A 25,194-nucleotide genomic window follows, 5' to 3' on the forward strand; every position below is an offset into this window, starting at 1 on the left:
GGGCTACCACTTGCTTATATTATAGAAAATATCCTGATCGGTTGCAACCACCGCAGGATAAAAATTCCTGGAGTGGGAAATCACCGACTGGGTGTAGAGCAGCGGCACAAAGGGACATTGCTGCCAAAACCGGTTGTAGAAGTCCTCCATCGAAAGCGCACCCTCACGCGAGAGCAGATAGCTCTGATAGAGCTCGGCGGTATCCGGCAGATGGTGGTGCAGCGCCCCCTGGGGGGAGAGCAGGGCCGAGAGGTCCATGTCCTCGGGCAGGCGCACCTCGCCCAGATACAGGTTGTAGCCCCCGGCCGCGATCTGCGCGGTAAACTGCTCGAAGGAATATTCGTTGATCGTGAGGTGCAGCCCGTGCGCGGCGAACTGCTGCCTCAGGAGCGCGGCCGCGTCCCGCTTGGCGGTGCTTTCGACGTTGATCGCCAGCTGCACTTCAAAAGCGGCGCCGCCCCGGGTGCGGTACCCTTCGGCGTCCCGCCGGTCAAGCCCCATCGAATCGAGCAGCGCATCCGGGTCGGGCAGCTCGCGCGGCTCCCCCCGCGCGTCGTAAAAGGTCGGGTTGACCGGCTCGGGTGCCGCCGCGGCCCGCCCGGAAAAGGACTGGCTCACAATCGCCGAACGGTCCAGCATGGCGTCCACCGCCCGGCGAAAGTCCCCGTTGTCCGACGGGTAGATCGACCCGTTGAAGCCCAGATACACCAGCGTGTTTTCCTGCACCGGGACACTTCCCGAGGCCTCGGGCTGGGCGCTGCCCTTGGGGCGGCGGGCGTAGTCGATCCGGTCGGTGATCAAATCGTAGCCGATCTCATCGGCGTCCCCGACCGGTACCAGGATGATATTTTCCACCCGCGAGCCGCCCTCGAAGTGCCCGCTGTTTTGGATCAAAGACCCGTCCTCCCCCACGCAGTAGCGCCCGGTGCCGGGCGGGGTATCCTCCGCACCCGAGCCGGACTTTATGATGGGGAAGGTCAGAAGATTTAAAAAGTACCGGTCCGCCCGCTTCAATGTGAACACCAGGGTGCTCTCATCCTGCGCCGCGCAGGATTCCACATTGGAAAAGCGCCCGGCCGTGTCCCTGGCCGCCGCAAGGGTGTAGGAATAGGCCGCGTCCTGCGCCGTCAGGGGGCTGCCGTCGCCGAAGGTTACCCCATCGCGCAGGCGCAGGGTGCACACCGTCCCCTCGAGCAGCGGCTCCTGCACGAGATACCCCCGCGGCGCAAAGGAAGCGTCCAGCTTGATGAGGGGATCGTACAGCAGGGCCGACACGTCGGCGTTCAGCTGGCTCGTCATGCGGTAGGGGTTGAGCACATCCCCCTCGCTGACTGCCAGGCGCAGCCGCCAAGGGGAGCTCTCCTGCTCCCCCATGGAGGAGCTTTCGCTCTGCGGCGCCGGAGGCTGCTGCAGGGGCGTGCCGCGGTCGGCGCCGCAGCCAAAAAGCAAAAGGAGGGCCGAGAGCGCACACAGAAATCCAATCCGTTTCAAGCCGGCAATCCCACCCATCCTTCACATCTGCTTAATGAAATTATTATATCAAGTTTAGCCCCCGTTTACAACCGCGATTTTGCTCGATTCATGCGGAAAGCCCGCCGCGGGGTTTTCCCGCGGCGGGCTTTGCAATCATCCCAACTCCAATTCTGCGAGCGTCTTCCCGCTCACAGGATCGACTGCCGCCATCCGGCGCGCCGACGCGGTGTACAGGGTGTCCCCGGCCAGCGTCCCGCGCAGGATATGCACCGTGCTGTAGTCGCTCTCGGCCGCGCTTCGCTGCAAGGAGGTGCGCGAGAGCTCCCTCAGCTTCCCGTCCCGCAGCTCAAAGAGGAAGTAGCCCGAAAATTTCGTCTGCTCCAGGCCGTCTCCGTCCGCCTCGCGCAGCTCGGCCGGGAAGCCGATCCTGCCCTCCTCCAGCAACAGGGCGCGCGGCTCGTAGAGCGCCTCGCTCGAAGCGCGCCCGCCCAGCACGACCTGGTCCGCCAGCGCCGGACGGTCGGGGTCACGAACGTCGTAAAGGCAGAGGCGCACCCCGCCCGAATAGAGCACGCCGTCCTCTCCGGTGCGGGTGTCCAGCCCGAATCCGAGCAGCGTGTGCGCGTCCACCGCAAACAGCTGCTGCGTAAATCCGCTCAGAGCCGCCCTGCCGCGGGTCCCCGCGTTTTGCGGGTCCCCAAGGTCGAGCACCCAGAGCTCCTCGCTGTCCCGCACCGCGGTGACATAGGCGGTGTCGCCCCGGTAGAGCACTCCGCCGAGTTCGGCCTCTTGGGCAAAGCCCCGCACCGACGAGCACTCTTCCAGCTGCATATCCAGCACATAGAGCCTGATTTCCCCATCGGCCGTGGCCGCCAGGCGCAGATAGCCGCCATATTCGTCCATCGGCGACGACGCCCCCAGGATCCCCTCCACCTGCCCTTCGGCTGCACAGCTCAGGGAGTCGAGCGCGAAACGCAGAAGGTTGGTCCTGTCTGGCTCTTCGCCCTCGCCGTACCGGGTACCGGCGATATAGAGGTTCTCTTTTGAGAGGTGGACCGCCGTCGCGCCGCCGAGCACCGCCTGGGTCACCGCCGCTGTCTCTCCATCGAGCGCCAGGGCGGAAACCACCGCAAAGGCAGCGCTCCCTGCTCCGTCGGGCAGCAGCACCTCGCCGGGCGCGAGCGGACGCTCCTGCGCGCCGTCATAGGTGCTGGGAACCGCCTTTAGCGGGTCGCCCGGCACGGTCATCGGAACCCATTCGCTGACCAGGTAGGCCACGTCGTCCTGCACCTGGCAGGAGACGAAGCTGCCCTCCTGGGTAAAGTCGCTCTCCAGCACCGGACGCGCCGGGTCGGCAACATTGTAGATTTTCGCGCTGGTCACCGGGGTGTAGGACGTCTCCTCGGTGCTGTCCTCCCCGGGAAATCCGCTGTCCTCCCCGACAAGCAGCAGCCGGTCCCCCTCGAGGTAGAGCTCGCCCGTCCCCTCCACTTCGGTCGCGGAGGCGATGGAAAGGTCCGCGGCTTTCACAATATAGAGGGTGGAGGAGAAGCCCCCCACCGCCGAGGAAAGCAAACTCTCCTGATTTTCGGTGAGGTAGTATAGATACTCCCCGTCGCTTTGCAGGATGTCCCCCTCGCCGGGCTGCACGGCGGCAAGGGGCGCGCTCCCCATCATGCTGCGGGGCGCGCCCGCGTCGGCGAGCATGGCTTCCTGCTTGTTTTGCTCCCCTTCGATCTGTAGAATCCGGTCCATGATTTCCTGGTAGCTCTGCGCGTGCGGCACCGCTTCCTCCGCGGTGGGGGCCGCCATATCATAGGCGGCCGATGCGGCCGCCTGGCCCGCGCCGGCCTCTCCCTCGACCGGGGCCTCCTCCATGAGCATGGCCGTCTCGGGGGCGGCTTCGCCCGAAGCGGTCTCAATCCCTCCCGGGTGAAACGCCAGCAGGGCCCCGAAGACGACCACCACCCCGGCGGCCACCGCACAGAGTGGCGCCAGCCAGCGCCGGGCTCCCGCCCGCCCCGGGCGCGCATCGCCGTCCAGGCGGCCTTTCAGCAGCTCCCCCTGCAGCGCCAAAGGGCGCTGCACCGGGTCGGTCAGCCGCCGAAGCTGAGGACCCAGCGCCTCGCCATGCTGTTTTATTTCTTCTTCCCGCTTCATGCGCCGGTCCTCCTTTCCCCTGTTCATCGCTCGATCAGACCCCGCAGCTTCTTCATCGCCCGGCAGAGCTTGGAGCTCACCGTCCCCTGCGGCGCGCGCATCACCTGCGCGATCTCCCGCAGGGTGTAGCCCTGCACTGCCGAGAGCAGGACGATCTGCCGCTCCTGGGCACTGAGCTTTGAGAGGGCGGCCAGGAGGTCGGCGCGCGAAAGGCTCTGCTCCACCGTGTCCTCCCCGTCCGAGAGGGAGACGAGCTCGTCGACATCCATCTGGCCGCGCTCCTTGACGTATTGCCCCATCTTGCGCTTGCAGCGGATGGTCAGGATCCTCATGATCCACGCGCGGAAGGCGGCGTTGTCACGCAGGGAACCAAGGCCCCGGTACGCCTCGACAAAGGTTTCCGACACCGCGTCCTGCGCGTCGTGCACATTGCCGAGGGTGTACAGAGCCACCCGGTAAAGCTCATCCGCCACCTGTTCATACAGGTCGGCGAAGCTATCCTTGTCCCCCCGTTTTGCCTGCTCGATCAAAACAACATCTACGTTCATCTTCCACCTGCGTTTGGGCCAGGAGCCCTCTGAGGTTCCATTTCCTTAGTGCGCGCAATGGCCGGATTTGCTGCATAAGCTGTTCATTTTGCCTTGTGAAATGAACGGCTCTCCATGTTTTTACCTTGTAAAAACATATTGGAATCCGCTTGCGTTCTCTTGTCCTTTATGGTAGCATGTCTGACGAAAAAACACAACTTTTGGGAAAGGGGAAAGTTTTATGTCTTTTTTCTCGGCAGTCTACGCCGCCGTACAATCCATCCCCCGCGGAAAGGTGGCGACCTATGGGCAGATCGCACTGCTCGCGGGCAATCCCCGCATGGCGCGGCAGGTGGGCTGGGCGCTGCACAAAAACCCCGATCCGGCAAATATTCCCTGCCACCGGGTGGTCAACCGTTTCGGCGCGCTCACCCCCTCCTTCGCCTTCGGCGACGGGATCGGGGAGCAGCGCCGCCGGCTCGAGCGGGAAGGGGTCGAGGTGTCGCAGGACTTTAAAGTGGACCTGTCGCGCTTCGGCTGGGATGGAAAATAGCCTTCCATCAAGAAGGCGGCTGCGGAAGGAGTCCAGGCTTGATCCTTCCACAGCCGCCTTTTTACACTGTTCTTGCCGTTATCCAAACACCGCCAAAACCGGATGGGTATAACCGCCGCGCCAGGTTTTCCAGGCGCTTCCGGTCGCGCCCATGCTCAAATCCGCAAAATTCGTAGGGTCGGCAAACTGCGCGACAGTCAACGGGGTCACACCCGCAACGCTGGCGGGCATGCTGCCTCCAATCCCGCTGGTTGCATCGTACCATCGGCAAGAGGGCGGGTACCCCCGGTCGCTTGCATAGTAACAGGAGGTGCAGCCCGTCGCATCAGCCAGCGGCACGCATCCGGTGAGCGCACTCTGTCCGTTTCCACTGAGGGTACCCGGCATGGCAAAGCAGCGCGTAATGCGGCAATTCACTGTGGAAAATCCCACCAATCCCGCCGCATCGCAGTAGTCGACGGTGCTCACCGGCACCGTTACGTTGACATTGACCGCATAGCAGTCCCGCACTTCACAGTCGTTGTACTGCTGTCCGACCAGTCCCCCGGCGTGCCAGTACCCGTCGGACAGGCCGTTCTCGGCGTAGCACTGCTCGATCAATACACCGTCGTTGCAAAATGAAACAAGGCTCCCGGAAACGCCGCTGCCGCTGTCATACACCGTAAAATTGGTTACCCCAATCCCGCGGATGGTGGACGAATTTGCCTTGCCAAACAGTCCCGCATCAGAATATCCCGCGCTTCTGGGGATCGAAAGATTCTTCACCAGATGGCCCCCGCCGTCGTAAATCCCGGTGAAGGCGGCATAGTTGTTTCCTCCGATGGGGGTCCAGTCGCCCGTGAGGCTCAGGTCCTGCGTCTGGATGAAGCTCGCCGCCAGATGGCTGTTCACATGCGCCAGCTGCGCCTGCGACGAGACCTTCCAAGGCTTGGCGGCGGTGCCCGCACCGCCCCCGTAGCCGCCGGCGGCGAGCGCATGCTCGCACCCCTCGATCGTCACCGTCTTGCTCGCCGTCACCCCCGACCCGTCCTTGGCCGCCGCCTTCACCGTGATCGTACCGCTTTGCCCCACCGCCGTCACCGTTCCCGTCGTGGAGTTGATGCTCGCGATCCCGCTCCCGCTCTCCAGAGACCAGGTGAGGCCCTTCTCGTTCGCGTTCTGCGGCGTCACGCTCACGCTCAATGCGAGGTTCGTCCCCTTCTCCAGCGAGTCGGTCGCGATCGTGATTCCCGTCACCCGCTGCACCACTTCCTGCTCCCCGCTCGTCACACTGATCCCGTTGGGCGCCGTCGCCGTCAGCGTGTAGCTCCCCTTCCCCACCGCCGTCACCACGCCGGTGGAGGCGTCCACCGACGCCACCGACGGGTCGGAGCTCTGGTAGGTGACCGGCCCCGTCCCGCCGCCCTCGAGTGCGGCCTGCGCCTGGCCCGTCACCGAGCTCCCGCCGAGGTACAGCGTCCCCGGCAGCTCGGTGAACCGGATCCCCGTGATGTGCTGCACCGTCACGGTACAGCTTCCGCTCCGGCCGCCCACCGAGGCGGTAACGGTGGTGCTCCCACCCTTGGTGGTGTTTGCCGTGACGGTGCAGCTCTTCCCGCTGCCCGCCACGCTGACCAGGCTCTCGTCCTCCGCCGCCCAGGCCGGGGCGTAGGCCGTGGGGTTCACCGTGGCGCTCAAGGTCCCACTGCGCGAGCTGCCCGAGGTATAGAGGGTCAGGGTGGCGGGCAGCACCGAAACGCTCTGGACCTGCACCACCGTCACGGTGCAGGTGGCCTTATAGAACCCGCCCTTGTCCGTCACCGTGATGGTCGCGCTCCCCGGCTGCTTGCCAAAGGCCGAGAGGTGGTAGACGTTGCCGCTCACCTTGGTCATATCGACCTGGTCCGGGTTGCTGTTCTCCCAGACGAGCTCGGTGCTGCCGTTGTCTCCCGTCAGGGTCGCGGTCAGCTCAAAGTCGGTCTCGGCCGCCGTGCCCCCGGTGAAGAGGGTCTTGCTGCTGGGGTTGAGGCCGATCCCGGAAATCGGGACCACCGTCACCGTGCAGCTGGCTGTGACGGTGTTGGGATTATCGTAGACGGCGGCGGTGATGGTCACGGTTCCCCCCGTGTTTCCCGTGACCATCCCCGTCACCGGGTCTACCGAAGCGATGGCTGGGTCGCTGCTCGACCAGAGCACCTCGGCGGCATAGCTCTGGGAGGTGGGGTTCTTGTCGGCGGCCAGCTGTACCGTCTGGCGCTCCCCACCGGTTTGCAGGTAGACCGTCTTATCCCCCACCGCCTCGTCCCCGGCCTTGATGGTCAGGCTCTCGATGGCCCGGTAGGTGTAGGATGAGGTTTTCGTTTTGGGCAGGTCGAAGCCGGCCCGGCCCGCCTTCGCGACGGGCGTGACCGAGATGGTAAAGCCGGTGTCCCGCTGCGGCGGGCCGCTGAAATACAGCTTGTAGCTGTAGACCTCCCCCGACACCTCGGGCTCTCCCGAGGCGGACAGCATGTCCGCCTCCCCGCCGCCCTCGGGCAGGGCGGTGACGGTGAAGCCTTCGATCCGGGCCGGGTCGCCGTTTTTCACCGGCACCCGGATAAACTCGGGGCCCGCAGCGGCCCGGGCGCGGAAGAGGGAGATCTCCGGGGTGGGCGTGTCTGGATCGATCTCCGCGATTCCGGGCGGGGTGCTCCTCCCGAGGGTCGCGCCCGGATCAACAGACGCTGCCGCCGCCCCGGCGGCCGGGATCATCCCGGCCGCCAGGGAAACCGCCAGCAGCCAAGCGGGAAGCCGCCTCATCTTTCCACCACGTCCCCGGAAGCGGCGCTGATTTCACCGATCGTGAAATCATCGAGCGGTATTTTCTCACTCTCACCCATGGTTGCTCCCCCTCGGAGAGTTAGGGGGCCCACGGGGGGATGATTCCCCCCGTGAGGTGGGCCGCCGGCATCAGCCGGCAATTGCATTTCTGCAGAAATGCTGCCCACCTCGTAGTACTCCCGCAGGCCGCTGCCGCCCACCGTGAAGCCGCCTAAAACGGTCAGCGCCAGCACGCACAGCAGCACCGCTATCGCTTTCTTTTTCATTCCAGTTCCCCCTTCAGATAAATGACCTCTAGCAAAGGTTGCTCGCGGTCATTCCCGCCCGGGGAACGGGACAAAAATTGGCCTTTTCCCTTGAAATCCATCCCAGTTCAGGATATAATTAGGATAAATCGGGAAGAGGCCGGCGGTATCCCCGCCGCTCTTTCCCTATATCTGCAAAAAGATGACCGTTAGTAACCTTTACTAACGGTCATCTTTTTCGTATGGCCAGGTTCAATATTTTTTCTGAAAGTACCGCCAAGCCCCCAGCATGGCAATCAGCATCCCGCAAACCACCATCGCCAGCGTGTCGGCGAGCTTCTCGTCACCCAAATACGCCGCGAGCAGCACCCCGATCCCGCAGCCAAAAATCCCGACATAGAACCCCATCGCATAAGATTTTTCCCGGATGAAGCGGGTGCGCTCCTCCTTCTCCCAGGTTTCGAGTTTGGCGGCCCGCTGCGGATCGCGGTAATAGCCCAGCGCCTGCAGCAGCCTAAGCACCCCGATTGCGGTCCAGCCGAAGCCGAAGCCCGCGACGATCCCGACCGGGCCCGCGCCCTGCGGCAGCAGCCAGCTGCTCGCCAACACGCAGAGGCCCAGGACTAAAATAACAACGGCAAAGGTCAGCTTGCGTTTTACAAAACGGTTCATGTTCAATCCCCCCAATTAGTAATGTGCTTTCAGCCTGCGGTAGATCACAATGCCCGCGATATAGAGAAAGAGCAGCAGGAAGCCGGAAAACAGGATCAGCCCCTTGCATTCGTAGGCGCCTGTCGCATCCAGGATGGCGAAGGTCACGTCGGCCAGCGCAAGGACGAGCAGCCCCAAAAGGTAGGTATACCGCCCAGCCTTGTCGCGCAGCCGTTCGTTGCGCTCGTCTTTTTGTTCGATCCGCTCCCTTTGGGCCCTCTCCCGGTAACGCGGCGCGTTTTGCGGCCTGCTCCAGTAGACGTATTTCCACAGCAGCACTCCGCCGGCGCCGATCCCCGCGCCCGCAAAGCCCGCCAGAAGTCCTGAAGCCTTTCCTTCGGCGAGCGCCGCCGCAAGCGCGCAGAGCAGCCCGGCCGCGAGATAGCAAAGCGAAATCCACAATACGTTCTTTTTCATGCTTCGTCCTCCTCAAAGATAAAGACCTCTTCGATCCGGCTGTCGAACACCTGCGCGATCTTGTGCGCCAGCAGGATCGAAGGGTTATAGCGCCCTCCCTCCAGGCTGATGATCGTCTGCCGGGTCACCCCCGTCGCCAGCGCCAGCTCCTCCTGGGTCATCTTTCGCTGCCGGCGCAGCTCCCCGATCCGGTTTTCCATTCTAATGCCCATCCCTTTCCCGAGCTTCTATCCATGCACCATGTTTGTCAAATTCACTTTACATTTGTAGTATAGCAGGCTTTACATTTTATGTCAAGTGTGTTTTACATTTATTATTCAGGAATATTTTACAGGGCGGCTGCAAAAAATAAGACCCGCAAGGAATTATGAAAGGATGTGGGCCCATGGCCGAACTGACCAGCAAGGAGCTGAGCGCGATCGAGGACCAGCTCTCGGTCGAACAGCTGCTCATCAAGAAGTACCAGATGTACTCCCAGACCTCAACCGATCCGCAGATCAAAATGAAGTGCGAGCAGATCGCCGCCAAGCACCAGAACCACTTTGACCGGCTGATGAACCAGCTGGGCTAGAAAGGAAGGGACCAGTATGAACCTGCCCCAGAGCCCCAATTTCGGGGACAAGGAAATGATGGACGACGCGCTCTCCTCCCAGAAATTCGTCACCGAGGGGTACAACACCTTCGCCAACGAGTGCTCCACCCCCGCGCTCAAGAGCGAGTTTATGAACCTGCTCAGCGAGGAGCACCAGATCCAGCACGAGATATTCATCGAGATGCAAAAGCGCGGCTGGTATCAAACCACCGCTGCCGACCAGAGCAAGATCAACCAGGCCAAGCAAAAATATCTTGCACAAAACTAAAATGCCCGCAGGCCCCATCCGCACCGGATGGGGCCTTGTTTTATCCGGTGGGAAAAGCCCATCCCGGGGTTTTCCCCACCGCGCTGCGCTGCGCGCAGTTTCCCCTTTTGGGAAAGAAAAAAGGTTTGGAGGCAAAGCCTCCAAACCTCCACTTAAGGGCCGAAGGCCCTTAAGAATCCCAATATCCCAGCCAATCACATATCCCCCCAGATGGGGTCCGCTGCTTTACAGCTCCCGCGTTTTGTGCTAAGATGCAAGCGTTTTGAGCGGGCCGCCTTTCAGGCCCGCAGGATGGGGAGTGTTGGATTTGGAAACCTCGCTGAACATGTTCCTGATCGTCTGCCCTCTGGTCTTTCTGGCGGGGGTGGTGGATTCGATCGCCGGGGGCGGGGGGCTGATCTCCCTGCCGGCCTATCTCATCGCCGGGGTTCCGCCCCATCTGGCGCTGGGGACCAACAAGCTCTCCTCCGCCGTTGGTACGGTGGTTTCGACCGTGCGCTACTGCCGGAATATGCCGATCCGCCCGCTGCTGGCGCTGCTTTCCATCGCCTTCGCGCTGATAGGGTCGGTCTGCGGCTCCAACCTCGCGCTGCTGGCCGACGAAGGACTGCTGCGCAATTTGATGATTTTCGTACTGCCGGTGGTGGCGGTGGTGGTCCTCTCCAACAAACGGGCGCCCGCGGCCGAGGAGTCCCCCTATTCCACCGCCCGGCTGGCCGCGTCCATGAGCGGGATCGCCTTCGTGATCGGCGGGTATGACGGCTTCTACGGGCCGGGAACCGGCACCTTCCTGCTTCTGCTCTTCATGGGGCTCTGCAAGCTCGGGGTGCGCCAATCCAGCGCCTATACCAAGGTGGTCAACCTCTCCTCCAACCTCGCCGCGCTCACCGTCTTTCTTTTGAGCGGCAAGGTGGTCGTGCCGCTGGGGCTGTGCGCCGCCGCCTTCTCGATCGCCGGGCATTACATCGGCGCGGGGATCGTGCTCAAAAGGGGCTACCGTGCGGTGCGCCCGGTTGTGCTGGTCGTGCTGGCCCTGCTCTTTATCAAGCTGGTCCTGGGGTAAGGTATAATCCCAAGAAAGGAGGGCGGAAGTTTGCATTACCGCTATATCATTTTTGACGTGGACGACACCCTGATCGACTATCAAAAAGCCGAACGGAACGTCTTTGCCCGGATTCTCGCCGACTACGCCCTGCCGATGGACGACGCCCTTTTTGATGAACTTTTAGATATTTCCTGGGACGAGTGGGCGCGCAGCGGGCTGCGGGACCTTTGCGACCCGGCGGTGCTGGACGATTACCATCCGCGCTACCGGCGGTATCTCCAGGACTTCTTTGCCCGCTTCGCCAAGCGGCTGGAGCTCCCCTTTGACGGGGAAGAGGGCCGCGCGCGGTTTCTCTCCTACTTCGCCCGGGAGCGCGAGCCGGTGGCGGGCGCAGTCACAGTCTGCCAAACCCTGTCGCGGCGCTGCCGGCTCGCCGCGGCCACCAATGGGCTGATCGAGACCCAGCAGGTGCGCATAGAGCCGCTAATGGGGTATCTCGACCGTCTCTTCATCTCAGAGGCGCTGGGCTACATAAAACCCGATCCCCGCTTCTTTCAAAAGATGCTGGGGCTGCTCGGAGCCAAAGCCTCGGACTGCCTGATGGTCGGGGACTCGCTGCACACCGATATCAAGGGCGCGTGCGCCTGCGGGATGGACAGCTGCTGGCTGAATCCGGCGGGCCGCCCATCCAAAGAGGGGCTGGCGCCCACCTACACGATCACCCGGCTGCAGGAGCTATTGACGCTTTGAACCCAAAGGAGCCGGGGCCGCAGATTCCGGCACACCCATAAGGAAGTATGGCAGACAAAGTCTGCCATACTTTGGGGGGCGCAACGCCGCCTCCGTCAAAAAAAAGAAGGGGGCCCCTTCCGGGAGCACCCATATGGAAGTATTGGAAGCTCAGCTTTCAATACTTTGAGAAGGGCGCAGCGTCAACCCCCGCCCTGAAGAAAAAAGGCGCGCCCTTTCTGCGGCCCCGGCTCTTTTTTGCTGTAAAGGCATTGCCTTTACGTCAGGAAATAATAGATCAGTCCCCCCACCGTCCCGGCGCCCAGCATGACGTAGATGGGATTGGGCTTGCGCAGCCGCAGCACCAGCAGGCAGGCGGCAAACAACCCCACCGCCCAAAAGTCGATGTCCGACGGCAGCAGGGAGAACACCCCGTCCTTCCAGAAGGCGAGCAGGATGATCGAAAGCCCGGCCGAGGCGATCAGCGCGACCACGCCCGGGCGCAGCCCGCTCAGCACCCCCTGTATTAAATTTAGGTTTCTATACTTATAGTAAAAATAAGCGAGGGTCAAAACGATGATGATCGAGGGCGTCACGCAGCCGATGGTGGCCACGATCGCCCCGGGCAGCCCGCAGATCCTGGTGCCGACGAAGGTGGCCGCGTTGATGGCGATCGGGCCGGGGGTCATCTGGGAGATGGTGATCACGTCCACGAACTCCCCCATCGTCAGCCACCCGTGCAGCTCCACCACCTGGTGCCGGATCAGCGGCAGGGCGGCATAGCCGCCCCCGATCCCGAACAGGCCGATTTGAAAAAAGCTCCAACAGAGCTGGAGATATAACATCATGCCCGCCCCTTTCTTCTGTGCTGCCAGAGGGTGCGCGCCGCGCCCAGCACCCCGCAGCAGAGGATGATCAGCACGATGTTGACATCCAGCAGGGTGGAGGCGAAGAAGGCCCCGAACAGGATCAGCCACCCCATCACGCTGCGCTCGCGCGCCACCGCCTGGGTCATGGTGACCACCACATCGGCGATCACCGCCGCCACCCCCGCCTGCATCCCCTTCATCACGGCACTTACCGCCCGGCTGTCCCGGAAGGCGGTATAAAAACAGGAGATTACCGTCAAGGTGATCAGCGGTGGGAGCACTGTGGCCAGCACGGTGAGCAGGGCGCCGGGCACCCCCGCCAACCGGTAGCCGATCAGGATCGCGGCGTTGACCGCCATCGCTCCGGGGGAGGACTGGGCAATCGCCGTCAGATCGAGCATTTCCTCCTCCTCGATCCAGCCGTACTGCTCCACGAATTTTTTGCGCATCAGCGGGATGATGACATACCCGCCCCCAAAGGTAAAGGCGCTCAGCGTGAAGGTGGAGGAAAACAATTTTAAGTAAAACTTTAGATTCTTGGTCTCGTTCATATGTTCCTTCCTCTCTGCTTCTTCCATTATACGCCTTGCGGCTTCATAATTATAATAGTATAATATTATCAGATTCATATTGATTTTATTATGATTTGAGGGGACGTCCATGACCCTGCGGCATCTGAAAATATTCGTTGCGGTCTGCGACTGCGGCGGGGTCACCCGCGCGGCGCGGCGCCTCTATCTGGCGCAGCCGGCGGTCAGCCTGGCGATCCATGAGCTGGAGCAGTATTACGGCGTCCCGCTCTTCGAGCGGCTCTCCCGCCGGCTCTACATCACCCCCGAGGGGGAGCGCCTGCTCTCCCTGGCGCGGCAGATCACCGCCCTCTTCGGCGAGGCCGAGCGCACCGTGCACGGGGACGGGCTCGGGCGGGTGCACATCGGCTCGAGCGTGACCATCGGCACCTGCCTCATGCCGGGGTATGTGCGCGCCTTCGAGGAGCGGTATCCCGGCACGCGGGTGCAGGTGACCATCGAAAACTCGGGCACGCTGGAGGAAAGGCTGCTGCAAAACGGGATCGACTTCGCCCTGATCGAAGGGGTGGTCCACACCCCGCAGATTGAGGCCGAACCATTTTTGGACGACGAACTGACCCTGGTCTGCCCGCCGGGGCATCCCTTTGCCCTGCGCGGACGGGCTACCCTTCAGGAGCTCGGGAACGAGCGGTGGCTGCTGCGGGAGCGGGGCAGCGGCACCCGCGAGCTGTTCGACAGCGCGCTGCTCACCAAGGGGCTGCGCCTGGAACCGATGTGGGAGAGCATCAATACCCGCTCGATCGTCAACGCCGTGCGCACGGGGCTGGGGGTCTCGGTGCTGCCCGCGGCGCTGCTGCGGCAGGATTTCGCGCGCGGCACGCTGGTGCGCGTCCCCATCGAGGGGCTGGACCTGCGCCGCAAGTTCCAGCTGCTGCGCCACCGCAGCAAAGCCTTAAGCGGTGCGGCGCAAGCGTTTATCGCGCTGGTGCGGGAGCTTGGCGCCGCGCCGATGGACGATTTCCGCTGACGGGAAAGGGCCGCCGCACAAGCCGGTGCGGCGGCCCTTTTTTCTTGTCGTCAGAGCTGCGTAAAGTCGATTTCGATGTGGTTATACAGGATCTCCTTGATCATCAACCCGTACTCCCCTTTTGAAATCATGAAGTTGAGCGGGTCCTCCCGCCGGTATTCCTCATAGAGCGCGCGATACTCCGGCATGGCCCGCAAAAAGTTTTCCATCCCCTGCTGCGCCTTCTTGGCGTTGCCGAAGCAGAGCAGGAAATTGAGGTTGGTGACGAACCCCGCCTGCGGGGCAAAGCCCTCCCGCGCGACCTGGTCCACCAGCCCGATGAGCCCCTCTTCAAACCGCTCGAGGAAGGGATAGAGCCCCTCGGTGACCTGGTCGACGATCGAGCGGATCACCCGTTCGCGCTCCACCTCGAAGGTGACGTCGAACCGCTCGCTCTCCCCTCCGTCCACCAGGGCGCGCAGCGGCAGGGTGAGCACATTCCCGGCCTCCAGCTGATGATTGGTGTCGGCATAGTTTTCCCGGTGCCACTGCGCCAGCCGGTCGGAGAAGATGTTCACATAGACGCCAAACTTGAGGGTGCTCGCCCCGTTGCAACGGAAATACACCCGGAAGGTAAAAGCCTTCCCCCGCAGCAGCAGCTCCCGCCGGATGGCCCTGCCCCGGATGAAGCCCCAGGGCGTCAGCTCCTGGGCCACACGGTAAAAGGTATGGTTGAACTTGTCCAGCGCATTGCTGTTTTCATTGAGCTCCACCGTCTTGTTCCGCGGTATCCGCCGGGTGTACGATTTCACGCTCTCTTCCCCTTCCTGCAGGCCGGTCGGTCCCAAGCCCTATAAAAAACATTATACCGGCCCTCCAAAAAAAAGCAAGGGCCCCGGCGCAATGCCGGGGCCCTTGGAATACCGCTATTCGCCTTGTTTGGCTTTGTCCTTGGGAGTTGTCTTCTTCGCCGGGGCCTTGGTAGACTTTTTTTCCGCTGCGGGCGCTTTCTCCCGCGCCGGGGCCGCTTTCTTGGCGGCGGGCTTTTTGGCCGGGGACCCCACGGGCTTCTTGTTCCCGGCGGGCTTTCCCAACGGCTGGATCGCCTGGGGAGAATTGCTCGCTTCCAGGCTCTTCTCCCGCTCGTGGATGGCCCGCTCGACCTCCTCCTCGCTTACCCCGGCCAGCGAGGCATAGAGCGAAGTATAGGCCCTGGCCGACTTGCGCCAGCTGAAATCGCATTCCATCGCGCGCTGCACGGCCGCCTCCCAGGCGGGCTTGTCATAATAGTGCGCCTGCGCGCGCTTGACCGCCCCGAACATATCGTGGGCGTTGTAGGTGGCGAAGGTGTAGCCGTTGCCCCCCTCGTCCCCCATGTCGGTAATCGAATCGGCCAACCCCCCGGTCTTGCGCACCACCGGGATGGCCCCGTAGCGCAGGGCCACCATCTGCGAGAGGCCGCAGGGCTCGCTCTTCGAGGGCATGAGGAAAATATCCGAGGCCGCATAGATTTTGCTGGCCAGCGCCGGATCGAAGGCGATGCGCACCGCCACCCTGTCCGGATAGAGGGCCGCCATCTCGCCAAAGAAGCTCTCGTAGATATAATCCCCCGTGCCGAGGACCACGACCTGCATCCCCTCCTCGATGATCTTACCGAAGATGTACTTGATCAGGTCCACGCCCTTGTGGGAGACCAGCCGCGAGACGATCCCGATGAGCATAGAGTCGCTGTTCTGGCTCAGCCCCAGCTCCTGCTGCAGGCGCTGCTTGTTTACCGCCTTGCCCTGAAGCGCGCTATCCCGGTCGTAGTTCATATAGAGGTTTTGGTCGCCCGCCGGATCGTAGAAATGGGTGTCGATCCCGTTTAATATCCCGCTGAGCTTGTAGCGCTGCTCGCGCAGGAAGCGGTCCAGCCCGTGGGCGTACCACTCGTCCAGAATCTCATATGCGTAGGTCGGGCTGACGGTGGTCACCGCATTGGCCTGTTCGATGGCCCCCTTCATCATGTTGCAGCACCCGTCGTACATCAGGGTACGCGCATAGCTCTTGGAAATCCCCAGCACATCCTCGATGATTTCAGCGGAATACTGCCCCTGGTACTGGATGTTGTGGATGGTGAAGACCGTCTTGATGCCGTGGTAGGGCTCCTCGCTGCGGTAGTAGCTGTTGAGGTAGACCGGGATCATCGCCGTCTGCCAGTCGTTGCAGTGGATGACGTCGGGCGTCCAGTCGATGTGCGCGAGCATATCGACCACCGCCTTGGAGAAGAAGGCGAAGCGCTCGCCGTCGTCGTAAAAGCCGTAGAGCCCGCCCCGGCGGAAGTAGTATTCGTTGTCGATGAGGTAATAGGTCACCCCGCCCTGACGCGCCTCGAACACGCCGCAGTACTGCCGCCGCCAGGCGAGGTTCACCGTGAAGTCGCAGAGAAAGCGCATTCCGGCGCGCTGCTCGGACGAGATGTCGCCGTAGAGCGGGATCACCACCCGGCAGTCCTGCCCGCAGGCGCTCACCGCCCCCGGCAGCGAGCCGGCGACGTCGCCCAAGCCCCCCGAGGCGATGAACGGGCGCGCCTCACTGGCCGCATACAAAATTTTCATAGAGTCATTCCTCCCTGTCAGCGTCCCCTTCCCACAGGCAAGGCCGCAGAGGAGCAAGCCCCCTGCGGCCGGCCGGGTGCGGCGGGGCCGCACGAGTTAAACTATACGATGCTGTTTTTGGCGATGATGACCGGGTAGGATTCCGGCCCCACCATGGTGCGTCCCGCTCGGATGACCACGTTCTTGTCGGTGATCACATGGTCCAGCGAGACGTTTTCGCTGACCATCGTATCCTGCATGAGGATGCAGTTTTTGACCACCGCGCCCTTGCCGATGTGCACGCCGCGGAAGATGATCGAGTTCTCCACCGTGCCGTCGATGATCGCCCCGTCGGCGATCATGCTGCCGCCCGCCTCGGCGCTCAGCCCATATTTTGCGGGCACCTCGTCGCGCACCTTGGTGTAGATCGGCCGCTCGCGCGGGAAGAGCTGGGCGCGCACCTGCGGGTCGAGCAGCTGCATATTCGCCTTATAGTAGCTCCTGATGCTGTTGATCTTGGTGCAGTAGCCGTCAAACTGCCAGGCATAGATGCGCATCTTGTTGCACTTGTCCTGCAGCACGCCCTTGGCGAAGCTGTAGACGCTGCGGCTCGTCCCCTCGGTGATCAGCTTTTCGAGCGCATCCTTGGCGACAATGGCGAAGTTGAGGTAGATGTTGTCCTCCCCCTGCACCGGCGGATGGATGAGCACCTCGTTGACCAGGTTGTTTTCATCCAGGCGCAGGACGGTGGTGTCCATCACCTGTTCGTCGGCCACCGTGTCCCGCTTATAGACCACCGTGATGTCCGCCGCCTTCTCGATATGGGCCTTCATGATCTCGGAGAAATCGATGTTGGCCACCACGTCGCAGTCGGCGAGGATCACATACTTGGCGTCGCTGTGCTTGATATAGGTCAGCACCCCGGAGAGCGCCTCGAGCCGCCCGCGGTAGATCCCGGCGCTCGCATGCCCGAAGGGGGGCAGGATGCTCAACCCCCCGCGCTTGCGGGTGAGGTCCCACTCCCGCCCGGTGCCCAGGTGGTCCATCAGGGACTGGTAGTTGCTCTTGGTGATCACCCCGACATCCGATATGCCGGAATTGGCCATGTTGGAAAGCACAAAGTCGATCAGCCGGTAGCGCCCGCCGAAGGGGACCGAGCCCATGGTGCGCTGCTCCGTGATCTCGGAGAGCATGTGGTCGTGCATATTGGAAAATACGATTCCCAAAGTTTTTTCACTGATCATCATTTCTCCCCCTTTGCCGAGTATTCCATCATAGCCTTTGCGGGTACGACCTGCCCGGGAGAAATGCTGACCTGCTCTCCGACGACGGTGATCCCCCAGTTTTCCTTATCCGGGGTGTCCTCGGGCCGGGCCCCCACCCGGGCGCCCTCGCCGATCGTCACGTTCTCGGCGATGATTGAATATTCCACCACCGCGCCGGCCTTGATGACCGAGCCCGGCATGATAATGCTGTCGCGCACCACCGCGCCCGGCTCCACCGTGACCCCGGCGAAGAGGATGGTGAAGTCGCACATCCCCTCGACAAAGCACCCCTCGGTCACCATCGAGTTCTGCACCCTGGCGCAGGGGGATATGTAATGCGGCGGCATGACCGGGTTGCGCGAAAAGATCTTCCACTGCGGGTCGTAGAGGGTGAGCGGGACGTTGGGATTTAAAAGGTCCATGTTGGCCTCCCACAGGCTGTCGATGGTCCCCACGTCCTTCCAGTACCCCTCGAAGGGATAGGCGTACATCTGCTCGCCCGCATCCAGCATGGCCGGGATGATGTTCTTGCCGAAGTCCTTCTGGGAGATCGGATCCGCCTCGTCGTCCTCGAGGTATTTCTTGAGCTTCTTCCAGGTGAAGATGTAAATCCCCATCGAGGCCAGATCGCTCTTGGGGTTTTGCGGCTTCTCCTCGAACTCGTAGATCTTCCCGTCCGGGTAGGCGTTCATAATCCCGAAGCGGGAGGCCTCCTCCATCGGGACCTTGATGACCGCGATGGAGGCGTCCGCCTCCTTCTCCTTGTGGTAGGCGAGCATCTTGGAGTAGTCCATCTTATAGATGTGGTCGCCCGAGAGGATGACCACATACTCGGGGTCGTAGCGCTGGATGAACGAGATATTCTGATAGATGGCGTTGGCCGTGCCGGTGTACCAGTCCGAGCCCGAGCTCTTCTGATAAGGGGGCAGGACAAAGACGCCGCCGCTGATCCGGTCCAGATCCCACGGCTGCCCGTTGCCGATGTACTCGTTGAGCACCAGCGGCTGGTACTGGGTGAGCACCCCCACCGTGTCGATCCCCGAGTTGACGCAGTTGGAGAGCGGGAAATCGATGATCCGGTATTTCCCTCCGTATGGCACCGCCGGCTTCGCCAGCCGCCGGGTCAGCGCGTAGAGCCGGCTGCCCTGGCCGCCCGCCAGGAGCATGGCGATCCATTCCTTTTTGTAATTCATATGTTGTCCCCCTTAGAGGTTTTTGATGTGTCTGGCAGGGCGGCCGGCGCGTCCTTGGGCAGGCGGCGCAGCCCCTTGAGATAGATGGTGCTCAGCGGCGGCAAGGTCAGCTCGATCGAGTAGTCGCTGCCGTGCATCGGGATTGGTTCGCAGAGGAGGTATTTCTCGTTGCGCAGCCCGGCTCCGCCGAAGCGCTCCTCGTCCGAGGAGAGGATTTCGGTATAGGCCCTGGCCTTTGGCACCCCGATCCGGTAATGCTCCCGCTTGACCGGCGTGAAGTTGCAGACAACGAGCACCTCGTGCCCCGCCTCGTCGATCCGGCGGTAGCTGATCACGCACTGGCGGCTGTCGTCCGGCACCGTCCACTGGAAGCCGTCCCAGCTCTGCTCGATCTCCCAGAAGGCCTTGGTCTTCTGGTAAAAGCGGTTCAGCTCCCGCACATAGGCCTGCAGCCCGCGGTGGCCGTCGTACTCCAAAAGGCTCCAGTCCAGCTCCTGGGTGTAGTTCCACTCGATGAACTGCCCGAACTCCTGCCCCATAAACAGGAGCTTCTTGCCCGGGAAGGACATCATATAGCCGTAAAAGGCCCGCAGCCCCGCGAACTTCTGCTCGTACTCGCCGGGCATCTTGGAGATCATCGAGCATTTGCCGTGCACCACCTCGTCGTGCGAGATGGGGAGAACGAAATTCTCCGAGAAGGCGTAGAACATCGGGAAGGTGAGCTTGTCATGGTTGTAGCTGCGGAAGATCGGGTCCAGCGAAAAATATTGCAGGATGTCGTTCATCCAGCCCATGTTCCACTTGAAGTTGAAGCCCAGCCCCCCCACCGAGGGCGGCCGGGTCACCAGCGGCCAGGCGGTGGATTCCTCGGCGATCATCAGCAGCCCCGGGTTCTCACAAAGGAGCGCCTCGTTGAGCTTGCGCAGAAAGGCGATCGCCTCCAGGTTCTCCTTGCCGCCCTTTTCGTTGGGCCGCCACTGCCCGCCCTGACGGCCGTAGTCGAGGTAGAGCATCGACGCCACCGCGTCCACCCGGATCCCGTCGATGTGGTACTGCTTGGCCCAGAACATCGCGTTGGAGATGAGGAAGCTCTCGACCTCCCCGCGGCCATAGTCGAAGACCATGGTGCCCCATTCCTTGTGCTCGCTTTTGAGCTCGTCCGCGTACTCGTAGCAGGGCCCGCCGTCGAACCGGTAGAGCCCGTGCGCATCCTTGGGGAAGTGGGCGGGCACCCAGTCGATGATCACGGCCAGCGAGTGGCGGTGGCAGTAGTCCACGAAGTACATGAAGTCCTTCGGCTCGCCGTAGCGGCAGGTGGGGGCGTAGTAGCCGGTCACCTGGTAGCCCCAGCTCCCGTCGTAGGGGTATTCGCTCACCGGCATGAGCTCGATGTGGGTGTACCCCATCCCCTTGACGTATTCCACGATCTCCTTGGCCTGCTCGCGGTAGGAGAGAAATTCCCCGTCCCCGGTGCGCTTGAAGGAGCCGAGGTGCAGCTCGTAGATGTTCATCGGTTTCGCGACCGGATTGCCCTGGGCGCGCTGCTCCATCCAGCGCCCGTCCCGCCAGCGGTAGCCCTCTAGGTCGTAGAGCTTGGAAGCGCCGCCGATCTCCCGCTCGAAGTAGTAGCCGTAGGGGTCGGACTTGTAGCGCTCCTCCCCCTCGGCGGTGGTCACGCAAAACTTGTAGTTCTGCCCCTGCTCGCCCCCGGGCAGGAAGAGCTCGTATATGCCCCCCTCGCTGACCCGTTTCATCGGGGCGGCCAGCGGGTCCCATCCGTTAAAGTCGCCGGCCACCGAAACCGCCAGTGCGTTGGGCGCCCAGACGCGGTAGACCCATCCGTCCTTCCCGCGGCGGCGGGCGGGATGCGCGCCCATATATTCATGGGCATTGTAGTAGGTTCCCTGATGAAACAGGTAAATTCTGCCTTCATCCTTACTCTTGCCCATCGTCATCACATCTCCTTTTTCTGGCTGTGTCCTTATCATATCATCTTTCCAGTTCTCTTTCAACCACTTTTTCGTCATTTTCGTAAATATAGTGTTAATAATTGTTATGATATTTGTATAATCTATACACATTAATTTCAAGTCATTTCCAGATTAGCCCGCCGCCCCGGCCGGCCCTTTGCCCGCCTCGGGCAGACACGGCAGGCCCCCTGCAGGCCCGTCCGATATTCCATTATACTCGCGGCAGGGTGTCGAATATGTCAAAATCAAAGCCCGAATTCCCAATAAATTCCTTTGAGCGCAAGAAAAGGCCCCCGCCGAAGCGGGGGCCCGAAGGTCCTTTTATTTCTTGTAGGCAAACTTCTCACGCGGCTTGTAGCTGGTGTGCAGCACCTTGTGGGCCGTGTGGCTGCCGGGCTTCTGGAGGAACTCCTTGTAAAGCTCCTGGATGGCCGGGTTCTCGTGGGATTTGCGCAGCTCCATGTCCTTGTCCTCGCCGTAGAGGGCGCTGGCGCGCAGCGCCTTGAGGTCGGTGAAATTGCGCACCGAGGCGGGCTGGATGGGCTGGCCGCCGCCGTTGACGCAGCCGCCCGGGCAGGCCATGATCTCGATGAAGGTGTAATCCTTCTCGCCGCTCTTGACCGCGTCGAGCACCTTGCGGGCGTTGGAAAGGCCGCTGGCGACGGCAACCTTGACCTCAAGATCGCCCACCTTGTAGCTGGCTTCCTTGATTCCCGCCGTGCCGCGCACGTCGTTCCACTCGAGCGTGGTGGCCTTCTCGCCGGTGATCCACTCGGTGGCGGTGCGCAGCGCCGCCTCCATCACGCCGCCGGTCGCGCCGAAGATATGCCCGGCGCCCGAGCCGATCCCGAGCGGGTTGTCGAAGTCCTCGTCCGGCAGGTTGACAAAGTCGATCCCCGCCTGGTTAATCATCCGCCCGAGCTCGCGGGTGGTGATGGCGATGTCCACGTCCGGCACGCCGGCGGCGGACTGGTCGTCCCGCCCGATCTCGAACTTCTTTGCGGTGCAGGGCATGACCGACACGCTCACGATGTCCTTCGGGTCGATCCCGTTCTTCTCGGCGTACCAGGTCTTGACAATCGCGCCGAACATCTGCTGCGGGCTCTTGCAGCTGGAGAGGTTCTCCAGCATGTCGGGATAGTACATCTCGCAGAAGTTGATCCAGCCCGGGGAGCAGGAGGTGATCATCGGCAGCTTGCCGCCGTTCTTCACCCGCTCGACGAGCTCGTTGGCCTCTTCCATGATGGTCAAATCGGCGCCGAAGTCGGTGTCGAACACCTTATCGAAGCCCAGGCGGCGCAGGGCCGCGGCCATCTTGCCCTGCACATTGGTGCCGATGGGCATGCCGAACTCCTCGCCGAGGGTGGCGCGGATGGAGGGCGCGGTCTGGACCACGACATGCTTCGCCGGGTCGCGCAGCGCCTCGAGGATCTTCGCGGTGTCGTCCTTCTCGCCGATGGCGCCCACCGGGCAGACGGTGATGCACTGTCCGCAGGAGACGCAGGGGGTCTCGGCCAGATCGAGCTCGAAGGCGCAGCCGATGTGGGTGTCGAAGCCGCGCTCGTTGGCGCCGATCACGCCGACCTCCTGGTTGGCCTTACAGACCGCCACGCAGCGGCGGCACAGGATGCACTTATTGTTGTTGCGCCACATGTGCGCGGCGCTCTCGTCGATGTCGTACTTGGTGTTGGCGCCGGCCCAGGCGGTCGGATCGCCGAGGCCGTACTCGAGCGAGAGCTTCTGCAGCTCGCACTTGCCGCTGCGCACGCAGTACAGGCAGGTCTTCTCGTGGTTGGAGAGGATCAGCTCGAGGGTCATCTTACGGGACTCGTAGATCTTCTGCGAGTTGGTGACGACCTCCATCCCCTCGGCCACCGGGTAGACGCAGGCGGCCACCAGGCTGCGCGCACCCTTGACCTCGACCACGCAGATGCGGCAGGCGCCGATCTCGTTGATGTCCTTCAGGTAGCACAGCGTCGGGATGTCGATCCCGTTTTGCTTGGCCGCCTGGAGGATCGTAGTACCCTTCGGCACGCTGAGCGGCATACCGTTGATTTTTATATTCACCATTTCCATCTTGCGGTTGACCTCCTTTAATGCTTCTCGATCGCGCCGAACTTACATTTCTCGATACAAGCGCCGCACTTGATGCACTTGCTGCGGTCGATGATGTGCGGCTCCTTGACGTTGCCGCTGATCGCGCCGACCGGGCAGTTTCTCGCGCAGAGGGTACATCCCTTACACTTGTCCTCGCGGATGTAGAAGTTGAGCAGATCCTTGCACACGCCCGCCGGGCAGCGCTTCTCTACGATGTGGGCCACATATTCGTCGCGGAAGAAATGCAGGGTGGACAGGACCGGGTTCGGGGCGGTCTGTCCGAGGCCGCACAATGCGTTGTCCTTGATGTAATGGGCGAGCTTTTCGAGGCGGTCGATGTCCTGCATGGTCGCCTTGCCCTTGGAGATCTTGTCGAGGATTTCATACATCCTCTTGGTGCCGATCCGGCAGGGGGTGCACTTGCCGCAGCTCTCGTCCACGGTGAACTCGAGGAAGAACTTTGCGATGTCCACCATACAGGTGTCCTCGTCCATGACGATCAGGCCGCCCGAGCCCATCATCGAACCGATGGAGAGCAGGTTGTCGTAGTCGATCTCGATGTCCATGTGCTCGGCCGGGATGCACCCGCCCGAAGGGCCGCCGGTCTGGGCGGCCTTGAACTTCTTGCCGCCCGGGATGCCGCCGCCGATCTCCTCGATGATGGTGCGCAAGGTGGTGCCCATCGGCACCTCGACGAGGCCGGTGTTGTTGATCTTGCCGCCGAGCGCGAACACCTTGGTGCCCTTGCTCTTCTCGGTGCCCATCGAGCTGAACCACTCGGGACCGTTTAAGATGATCTGCGGGATGTTGGCATAAGTCTCGACGTTGTTGAGGACCGAGGGCTTGCCGAACAGGCCCTTCTCCGCCGGGAAGGGCGGACGAGGCCGCGGCTCGCCGCGCTTGCCTTCGATCGAGGTCATCAGGGCCGTCTCCTCGCCGCAGACGAAGGCGCCGGCGCCCAGCCGGATGTCGAGGTCGAAGTCAAAGCCGCTGCCGAAGATGTCCTTGCCGAGGAAGCCCATCTCGCGCGCTTCGTCGATGGCGATCTGCAAGCGCTTGACCGCGATCGGGTACTCGGCGCGCACGTAGACGTAGCCCTGGGAGGCGCCGATCGCGTAGCCGGCGATGGTCATTGCCTCGATGAGGACGTTCGGGTCACCCTCGAGGATCGAGCGGTCCATGAACGCGCCCGGGTCGCCCTCGTCGGCGTTGCAGCAGACGTATTTCTGGTCGGCGTCATTCTTGGCCGCGAAGCTCCACTTGAGCCCGGTCGGGAAGCCCGCGCCGCCGCGCCCGCGCAGCCCGGAGGCCTTGATGGTGTCGATCACCTGCTCGGGGGTCATCTCGGTGAGGACCTTGCCCAGAGCCTGGTAGCCGTCGTAAGCTATGTACTCGTTGATGTTTTCGGGGTCGATCACGCCGCAGTTCTTGAGCGCGACGCGCTTCTGCTTCTTATAGAAATCGGTATGGTTGAGGCTCTTGATGGTATCCTCGGTGACGGTCTCCTGATAGAGCAGGCGGGTCACGATCCGGCCCTTCAAGAGGTGCTCGGAGACGATCTCCGGGATGTCCTCGGGCTTGACCATCGAATAGAAGGCGCCCTCGGGATAAACGATCATGATCGGGCCCAGCGCGCACAGGCCGAAGCACCCGGTCTTGATCACCTTAATTTCATTCTGCAGCCCGGTTTTTTCGAGCTCGCCTTCCAGCGTTTTTATAATCTGCTCACTGCCGGAAGAGGTACAGCCGGTACCACCGCAGACAAGCACATGTGAACGATACATCGCACTTCCTCCTTACTTCGCGTTCGCGCCGATGGTATATTCGGTAACCACGTTGCCGTTGACCAGATGGTCGTTTACCACCTGCACTGCCTTCTCCGCGGTCATTTTGACATAGGTGACCTTCTCCTGGCCGGGCATGAACACCTCGACCACCGGCTCATACTGGCAGATGCCGATGCAGCCGGTCTGCCCGACGGCCACGTTCTGCAGCCCGCGCTTGGCGACCTCGTCGGTGAACGCCTGGAGCACCGGGCGCGCGCCGGCGGCGATCCCGCAGGTGGCCATGCCGACCACGACGCGGATAGACGCATCGTCCTCATCGCGGATGCCCATGTTGCCCTTCATCTTATCCCGCAACGCCTGTAACTCTGCTAAGCTTTTCATA

At 62.3% G+C, this 25,194-nt stretch carries 24 protein-coding genes; 6 read left to right on the plus strand and 18 right to left on the minus strand.

Annotation, left to right across the window (positions count from 1 at the left end; all coding sequences use genetic code 11):
• Nucleotides 1-3: 3 nt before the first annotated feature.
• The 3 genes from B5477_RS13130 to B5477_RS13140 form a co-directional block, all read right to left on the minus strand.
• Nucleotides 4-1,491, minus strand: a complete 1,488-nt coding sequence (locus tag B5477_RS13130; RefSeq protein WP_159449055.1) for an ABC transporter substrate-binding protein — start codon at nt 1,489-1,491, stop codon at nt 4-6.
• A 135-nt stretch (nt 1,492-1,626) separates the two neighbouring features.
• Nucleotides 1,627-3,633, minus strand: a complete 2,007-nt coding sequence (locus B5477_RS13135) for a beta-propeller domain-containing protein (RefSeq protein WP_079700100.1) — start codon at nt 3,631-3,633, stop codon at nt 1,627-1,629.
• A gap of 23 nt (nt 3,634-3,656) precedes the next feature.
• Complete coding sequence (locus B5477_RS13140) at nt 3,657-4,181, minus strand: RNA polymerase sigma factor (protein WP_079700101.1); 525 nt, start codon at nt 4,179-4,181, stop codon at nt 3,657-3,659.
• A gap of 220 nt (nt 4,182-4,401) precedes the next feature.
• On the opposite strand from B5477_RS13140, the gene B5477_RS13145 reads away from it, so the two are divergent.
• Nucleotides 4,402-4,713, plus strand: coding sequence for an MGMT family protein (locus B5477_RS13145; RefSeq protein WP_079700102.1), 312 nt, complete (start codon nt 4,402-4,404; stop codon nt 4,711-4,713).
• Nucleotides 4,714-4,791: 78 nt separating this feature from the next.
• On the opposite strand, the gene B5477_RS13150 is transcribed toward B5477_RS13145, so the two are convergent.
• The 5 genes from B5477_RS13150 to B5477_RS13170 all read right to left on the minus strand — a co-directional run bounded on the left by B5477_RS13150 (nt 4,792) and on the right by B5477_RS13170 (nt 9,085).
• Nucleotides 4,792-7,491, minus strand: coding sequence for an Ig-like domain-containing protein (locus B5477_RS13150; RefSeq protein ID WP_079700103.1), 2,700 nt, complete (start codon nt 7,489-7,491; stop codon nt 4,792-4,794).
• Complete coding sequence (locus tag B5477_RS13155; RefSeq protein WP_079700104.1) at nt 7,488-7,778, minus strand: hypothetical protein; 291 nt, start codon at nt 7,776-7,778, stop codon at nt 7,488-7,490. Before B5477_RS13155 ends, B5477_RS13150 begins: the two co-directional genes overlap by 4 nt.
• A gap of 231 nt (nt 7,779-8,009) precedes the next feature.
• Entirely contained in the window at nt 8,010-8,429 is a 420-nt protein-coding gene (locus tag B5477_RS13160; RefSeq protein WP_079700105.1) for a fungal specific transcription factor domain-containing protein, read from the minus strand.
• Between the two features lie 15 nt (nt 8,430-8,444).
• Complete coding sequence (locus tag B5477_RS13165; RefSeq protein WP_079700106.1) at nt 8,445-8,885, minus strand: hypothetical protein; 441 nt, start codon at nt 8,883-8,885, stop codon at nt 8,445-8,447.
• The gene (locus B5477_RS13170; RefSeq protein ID WP_079700107.1) at nt 8,882-9,085 is read right to left on the minus strand and encodes a helix-turn-helix transcriptional regulator; all 204 of its coding nucleotides are present in this window, start codon (nt 9,083-9,085) and stop codon (nt 8,882-8,884) included. The genes B5477_RS13165 and B5477_RS13170 overlap by 4 nt, the downstream gene beginning before the upstream one ends.
• A gap of 185 nt (nt 9,086-9,270) precedes the next feature.
• On the opposite strand from B5477_RS13170, the gene B5477_RS13175 reads away from it, so the two are divergent.
• The 4 genes from B5477_RS13175 (at nt 9,271) to B5477_RS13190 (ending at nt 11,540) form a co-directional block, all read left to right on the plus strand.
• Entirely contained in the window at nt 9,271-9,456 is a 186-nt protein-coding gene (locus B5477_RS13175) for a spore coat protein (protein ID WP_079700108.1), read from the plus strand.
• Nucleotides 9,457-9,472: 16 nt separating this feature from the next.
• Nucleotides 9,473-9,745, plus strand: coding sequence for a spore coat protein (locus B5477_RS13180; protein WP_079700109.1), 273 nt, complete (start codon nt 9,473-9,475; stop codon nt 9,743-9,745).
• Nucleotides 9,746-10,046: 301 nt separating this feature from the next.
• A complete protein-coding gene (locus tag B5477_RS13185) occupies nt 10,047-10,808 on the plus strand; it encodes a TSUP family transporter (protein WP_341456001.1) in 762 nt (253 codons plus the stop codon).
• Between the two features lie 30 nt (nt 10,809-10,838).
• Complete coding sequence (locus B5477_RS13190; RefSeq protein ID WP_159449056.1) at nt 10,839-11,540, plus strand: HAD family hydrolase; 702 nt, start codon at nt 10,839-10,841, stop codon at nt 11,538-11,540.
• 257 nt (nt 11,541-11,797) lie between these two features.
• Here B5477_RS13190 and B5477_RS13195 read toward each other — a convergent pair whose 3' ends face one another.
• Together B5477_RS13195 and B5477_RS13200 are read right to left on the minus strand one after the other, a co-directional pair.
• Nucleotides 11,798-12,364 carry a chromate transporter gene (locus B5477_RS13195; RefSeq protein ID WP_079700111.1) on the minus strand — a complete coding sequence of 189 codons (567 nt, stop codon included), beginning with the start codon at nt 12,362-12,364 and terminating at the stop codon, nt 11,798-11,800.
• Nucleotides 12,364-12,939: a chromate transporter gene (locus B5477_RS13200; protein WP_079700112.1), complete on the minus strand. Its 576-nt coding sequence runs from the start codon at nt 12,937-12,939 to the stop codon at nt 12,364-12,366. The genes B5477_RS13195 and B5477_RS13200 overlap by 1 nt, the downstream gene beginning before the upstream one ends.
• Before the next feature lie 109 nt (nt 12,940-13,048).
• On the opposite strand from B5477_RS13200, the gene B5477_RS13205 reads away from it, so the two are divergent.
• Nucleotides 13,049-13,945 carry a LysR family transcriptional regulator gene (locus B5477_RS13205; protein ID WP_079700113.1) on the plus strand — a complete coding sequence of 299 codons (897 nt, stop codon included), beginning with the start codon at nt 13,049-13,051 and terminating at the stop codon, nt 13,943-13,945.
• 50 nt (nt 13,946-13,995) lie between these two features.
• Here B5477_RS13205 and B5477_RS13210 read toward each other — a convergent pair whose 3' ends face one another.
• From B5477_RS13210 to B5477_RS13245, 8 genes are all read right to left on the minus strand, one after another.
• Nucleotides 13,996-14,736 carry a hypothetical protein gene (locus tag B5477_RS13210; RefSeq protein ID WP_132085288.1) on the minus strand — a complete coding sequence of 247 codons (741 nt, stop codon included), beginning with the start codon at nt 14,734-14,736 and terminating at the stop codon, nt 13,996-13,998.
• A 114-nt stretch (nt 14,737-14,850) separates the two neighbouring features.
• Nucleotides 14,851-16,521 carry a glycogen synthase GlgA gene (glgA, locus tag B5477_RS13215; protein WP_079700115.1) on the minus strand — a complete coding sequence of 557 codons (1,671 nt, stop codon included), beginning with the start codon at nt 16,519-16,521 and terminating at the stop codon, nt 14,851-14,853.
• A 101-nt stretch (nt 16,522-16,622) separates the two neighbouring features.
• Complete coding sequence (gene glgD, locus B5477_RS13220; RefSeq protein ID WP_079700497.1) at nt 16,623-17,744, minus strand: glucose-1-phosphate adenylyltransferase subunit GlgD; 1,122 nt, start codon at nt 17,742-17,744, stop codon at nt 16,623-16,625.
• The gene (locus B5477_RS13225) at nt 17,744-18,958 is read right to left on the minus strand and encodes a glucose-1-phosphate adenylyltransferase (protein ID WP_079700116.1); all 1,215 of its coding nucleotides are present in this window, start codon (nt 18,956-18,958) and stop codon (nt 17,744-17,746) included. The genes glgD and B5477_RS13225 overlap by 1 nt, the downstream gene beginning before the upstream one ends.
• On the minus strand, nt 18,955-20,907 hold the full coding sequence (glgB, locus tag B5477_RS13230) for a 1,4-alpha-glucan branching protein GlgB (RefSeq protein WP_242942203.1): 1,953 nt from the start codon (nt 20,905-20,907) through the stop codon (nt 18,955-18,957). The genes B5477_RS13225 and glgB overlap by 4 nt, the downstream gene beginning before the upstream one ends.
• Nucleotides 20,908-21,249: 342 nt before the next feature.
• Complete coding sequence (locus tag B5477_RS13235) at nt 21,250-23,004, minus strand: NADH-dependent [FeFe] hydrogenase, group A6 (RefSeq protein ID WP_079700118.1); 1,755 nt, start codon at nt 23,002-23,004, stop codon at nt 21,250-21,252.
• Nucleotides 23,005-23,021: 17 nt separating this feature from the next.
• Entirely contained in the window at nt 23,022-24,809 is a 1,788-nt protein-coding gene (gene nuoF / locus B5477_RS13240; RefSeq protein ID WP_079700119.1) for an NADH-quinone oxidoreductase subunit NuoF, read from the minus strand.
• Nucleotides 24,810-24,821: 12 nt separating this feature from the next.
• Complete coding sequence (locus tag B5477_RS13245) at nt 24,822-25,193, minus strand: (2Fe-2S) ferredoxin domain-containing protein (RefSeq protein WP_079700120.1); 372 nt, start codon at nt 25,191-25,193, stop codon at nt 24,822-24,824.
• Nucleotide 25,194: the final 1 nt, after the last annotated feature.

Origin of the sequence: Provencibacterium massiliense, from assembly GCF_900169495.1 — a bacterium.
GTDB lineage: Bacteria > Bacillota > Clostridia > Oscillospirales > Ruminococcaceae > Harryflintia > Harryflintia acetispora.

Bases quoted from the DNA above. Each gene is read 5' to 3' on its own strand.
- B5477_RS13155 (WP_079700104.1), bottom strand. From the start codon at position 7,778: ATGAAAAAGAAAGCGATAGCGGTGCTGCTGTGCGTGCTGGCGCTGACC.
- nuoF (WP_079700119.1), bottom strand. From the start codon at position 24,809: ATGTATCGTTCACATGTGCTTGTCTGCGGTGGTACCGGCTGTACCTCT.
- glgD (WP_079700497.1), bottom strand. From the start codon at position 17,744: ATGATCAGTGAAAAAACTTTGGGAATCGTATTTTCCAATATGCACGAC.
- B5477_RS13175 (WP_079700108.1), top strand. From the start codon at position 9,271: ATGGCCGAACTGACCAGCAAGGAGCTGAGCGCGATCGAGGACCAGCTC.
- B5477_RS13195 (WP_079700111.1), bottom strand. From the start codon at position 12,364: ATGTTATATCTCCAGCTCTGTTGGAGCTTTTTTCAAATCGGCCTGTTC.
- glgB (WP_242942203.1), bottom strand. From the start codon at position 20,907: ATGGGCAAGAGTAAGGATGAAGGCAGAATTTACCTGTTTCATCAGGGA.
- B5477_RS13205 (WP_079700113.1), top strand. From the start codon at position 13,049: ATGACCCTGCGGCATCTGAAAATATTCGTTGCGGTCTGCGACTGCGGC.
- B5477_RS13135 (WP_079700100.1), bottom strand. From the start codon at position 3,633: ATGAAGCGGGAAGAAGAAATAAAACAGCATGGCGAGGCGCTGGGTCCT.
- B5477_RS13200 (WP_079700112.1), bottom strand. From the start codon at position 12,939: ATGAACGAGACCAAGAATCTAAAGTTTTACTTAAAATTGTTTTCCTCC.
- B5477_RS13225 (WP_079700116.1), bottom strand. From the start codon at position 18,958: ATGAATTACAAAAAGGAATGGATCGCCATGCTCCTGGCGGGCGGCCAG.
- B5477_RS13170 (WP_079700107.1), bottom strand. From the start codon at position 9,085: ATGGAAAACCGGATCGGGGAGCTGCGCCGGCAGCGAAAGATGACCCAG.
- B5477_RS13140 (WP_079700101.1), bottom strand. From the start codon at position 4,181: ATGAACGTAGATGTTGTTTTGATCGAGCAGGCAAAACGGGGGGACAAG.
- B5477_RS13145 (WP_079700102.1), top strand. From the start codon at position 4,402: ATGTCTTTTTTCTCGGCAGTCTACGCCGCCGTACAATCCATCCCCCGC.
- B5477_RS13235 (WP_079700118.1), bottom strand. From the start codon at position 23,004: ATGGAAATGGTGAATATAAAAATCAACGGTATGCCGCTCAGCGTGCCG.
- glgA (WP_079700115.1), bottom strand. From the start codon at position 16,521: ATGAAAATTTTGTATGCGGCCAGTGAGGCGCGCCCGTTCATCGCCTCG.
- B5477_RS13180 (WP_079700109.1), top strand. From the start codon at position 9,473: ATGAACCTGCCCCAGAGCCCCAATTTCGGGGACAAGGAAATGATGGAC.
- B5477_RS13160 (WP_079700105.1), bottom strand. From the start codon at position 8,429: ATGAACCGTTTTGTAAAACGCAAGCTGACCTTTGCCGTTGTTATTTTA.
- B5477_RS13245 (WP_079700120.1), bottom strand. From the start codon at position 25,193: ATGAAAAGCTTAGCAGAGTTACAGGCGTTGCGGGATAAGATGAAGGGC.
- B5477_RS13165 (WP_079700106.1), bottom strand. From the start codon at position 8,885: ATGAAAAAGAACGTATTGTGGATTTCGCTTTGCTATCTCGCGGCCGGG.
- B5477_RS13150 (WP_079700103.1), bottom strand. From the start codon at position 7,491: ATGAGGCGGCTTCCCGCTTGGCTGCTGGCGGTTTCCCTGGCGGCCGGG.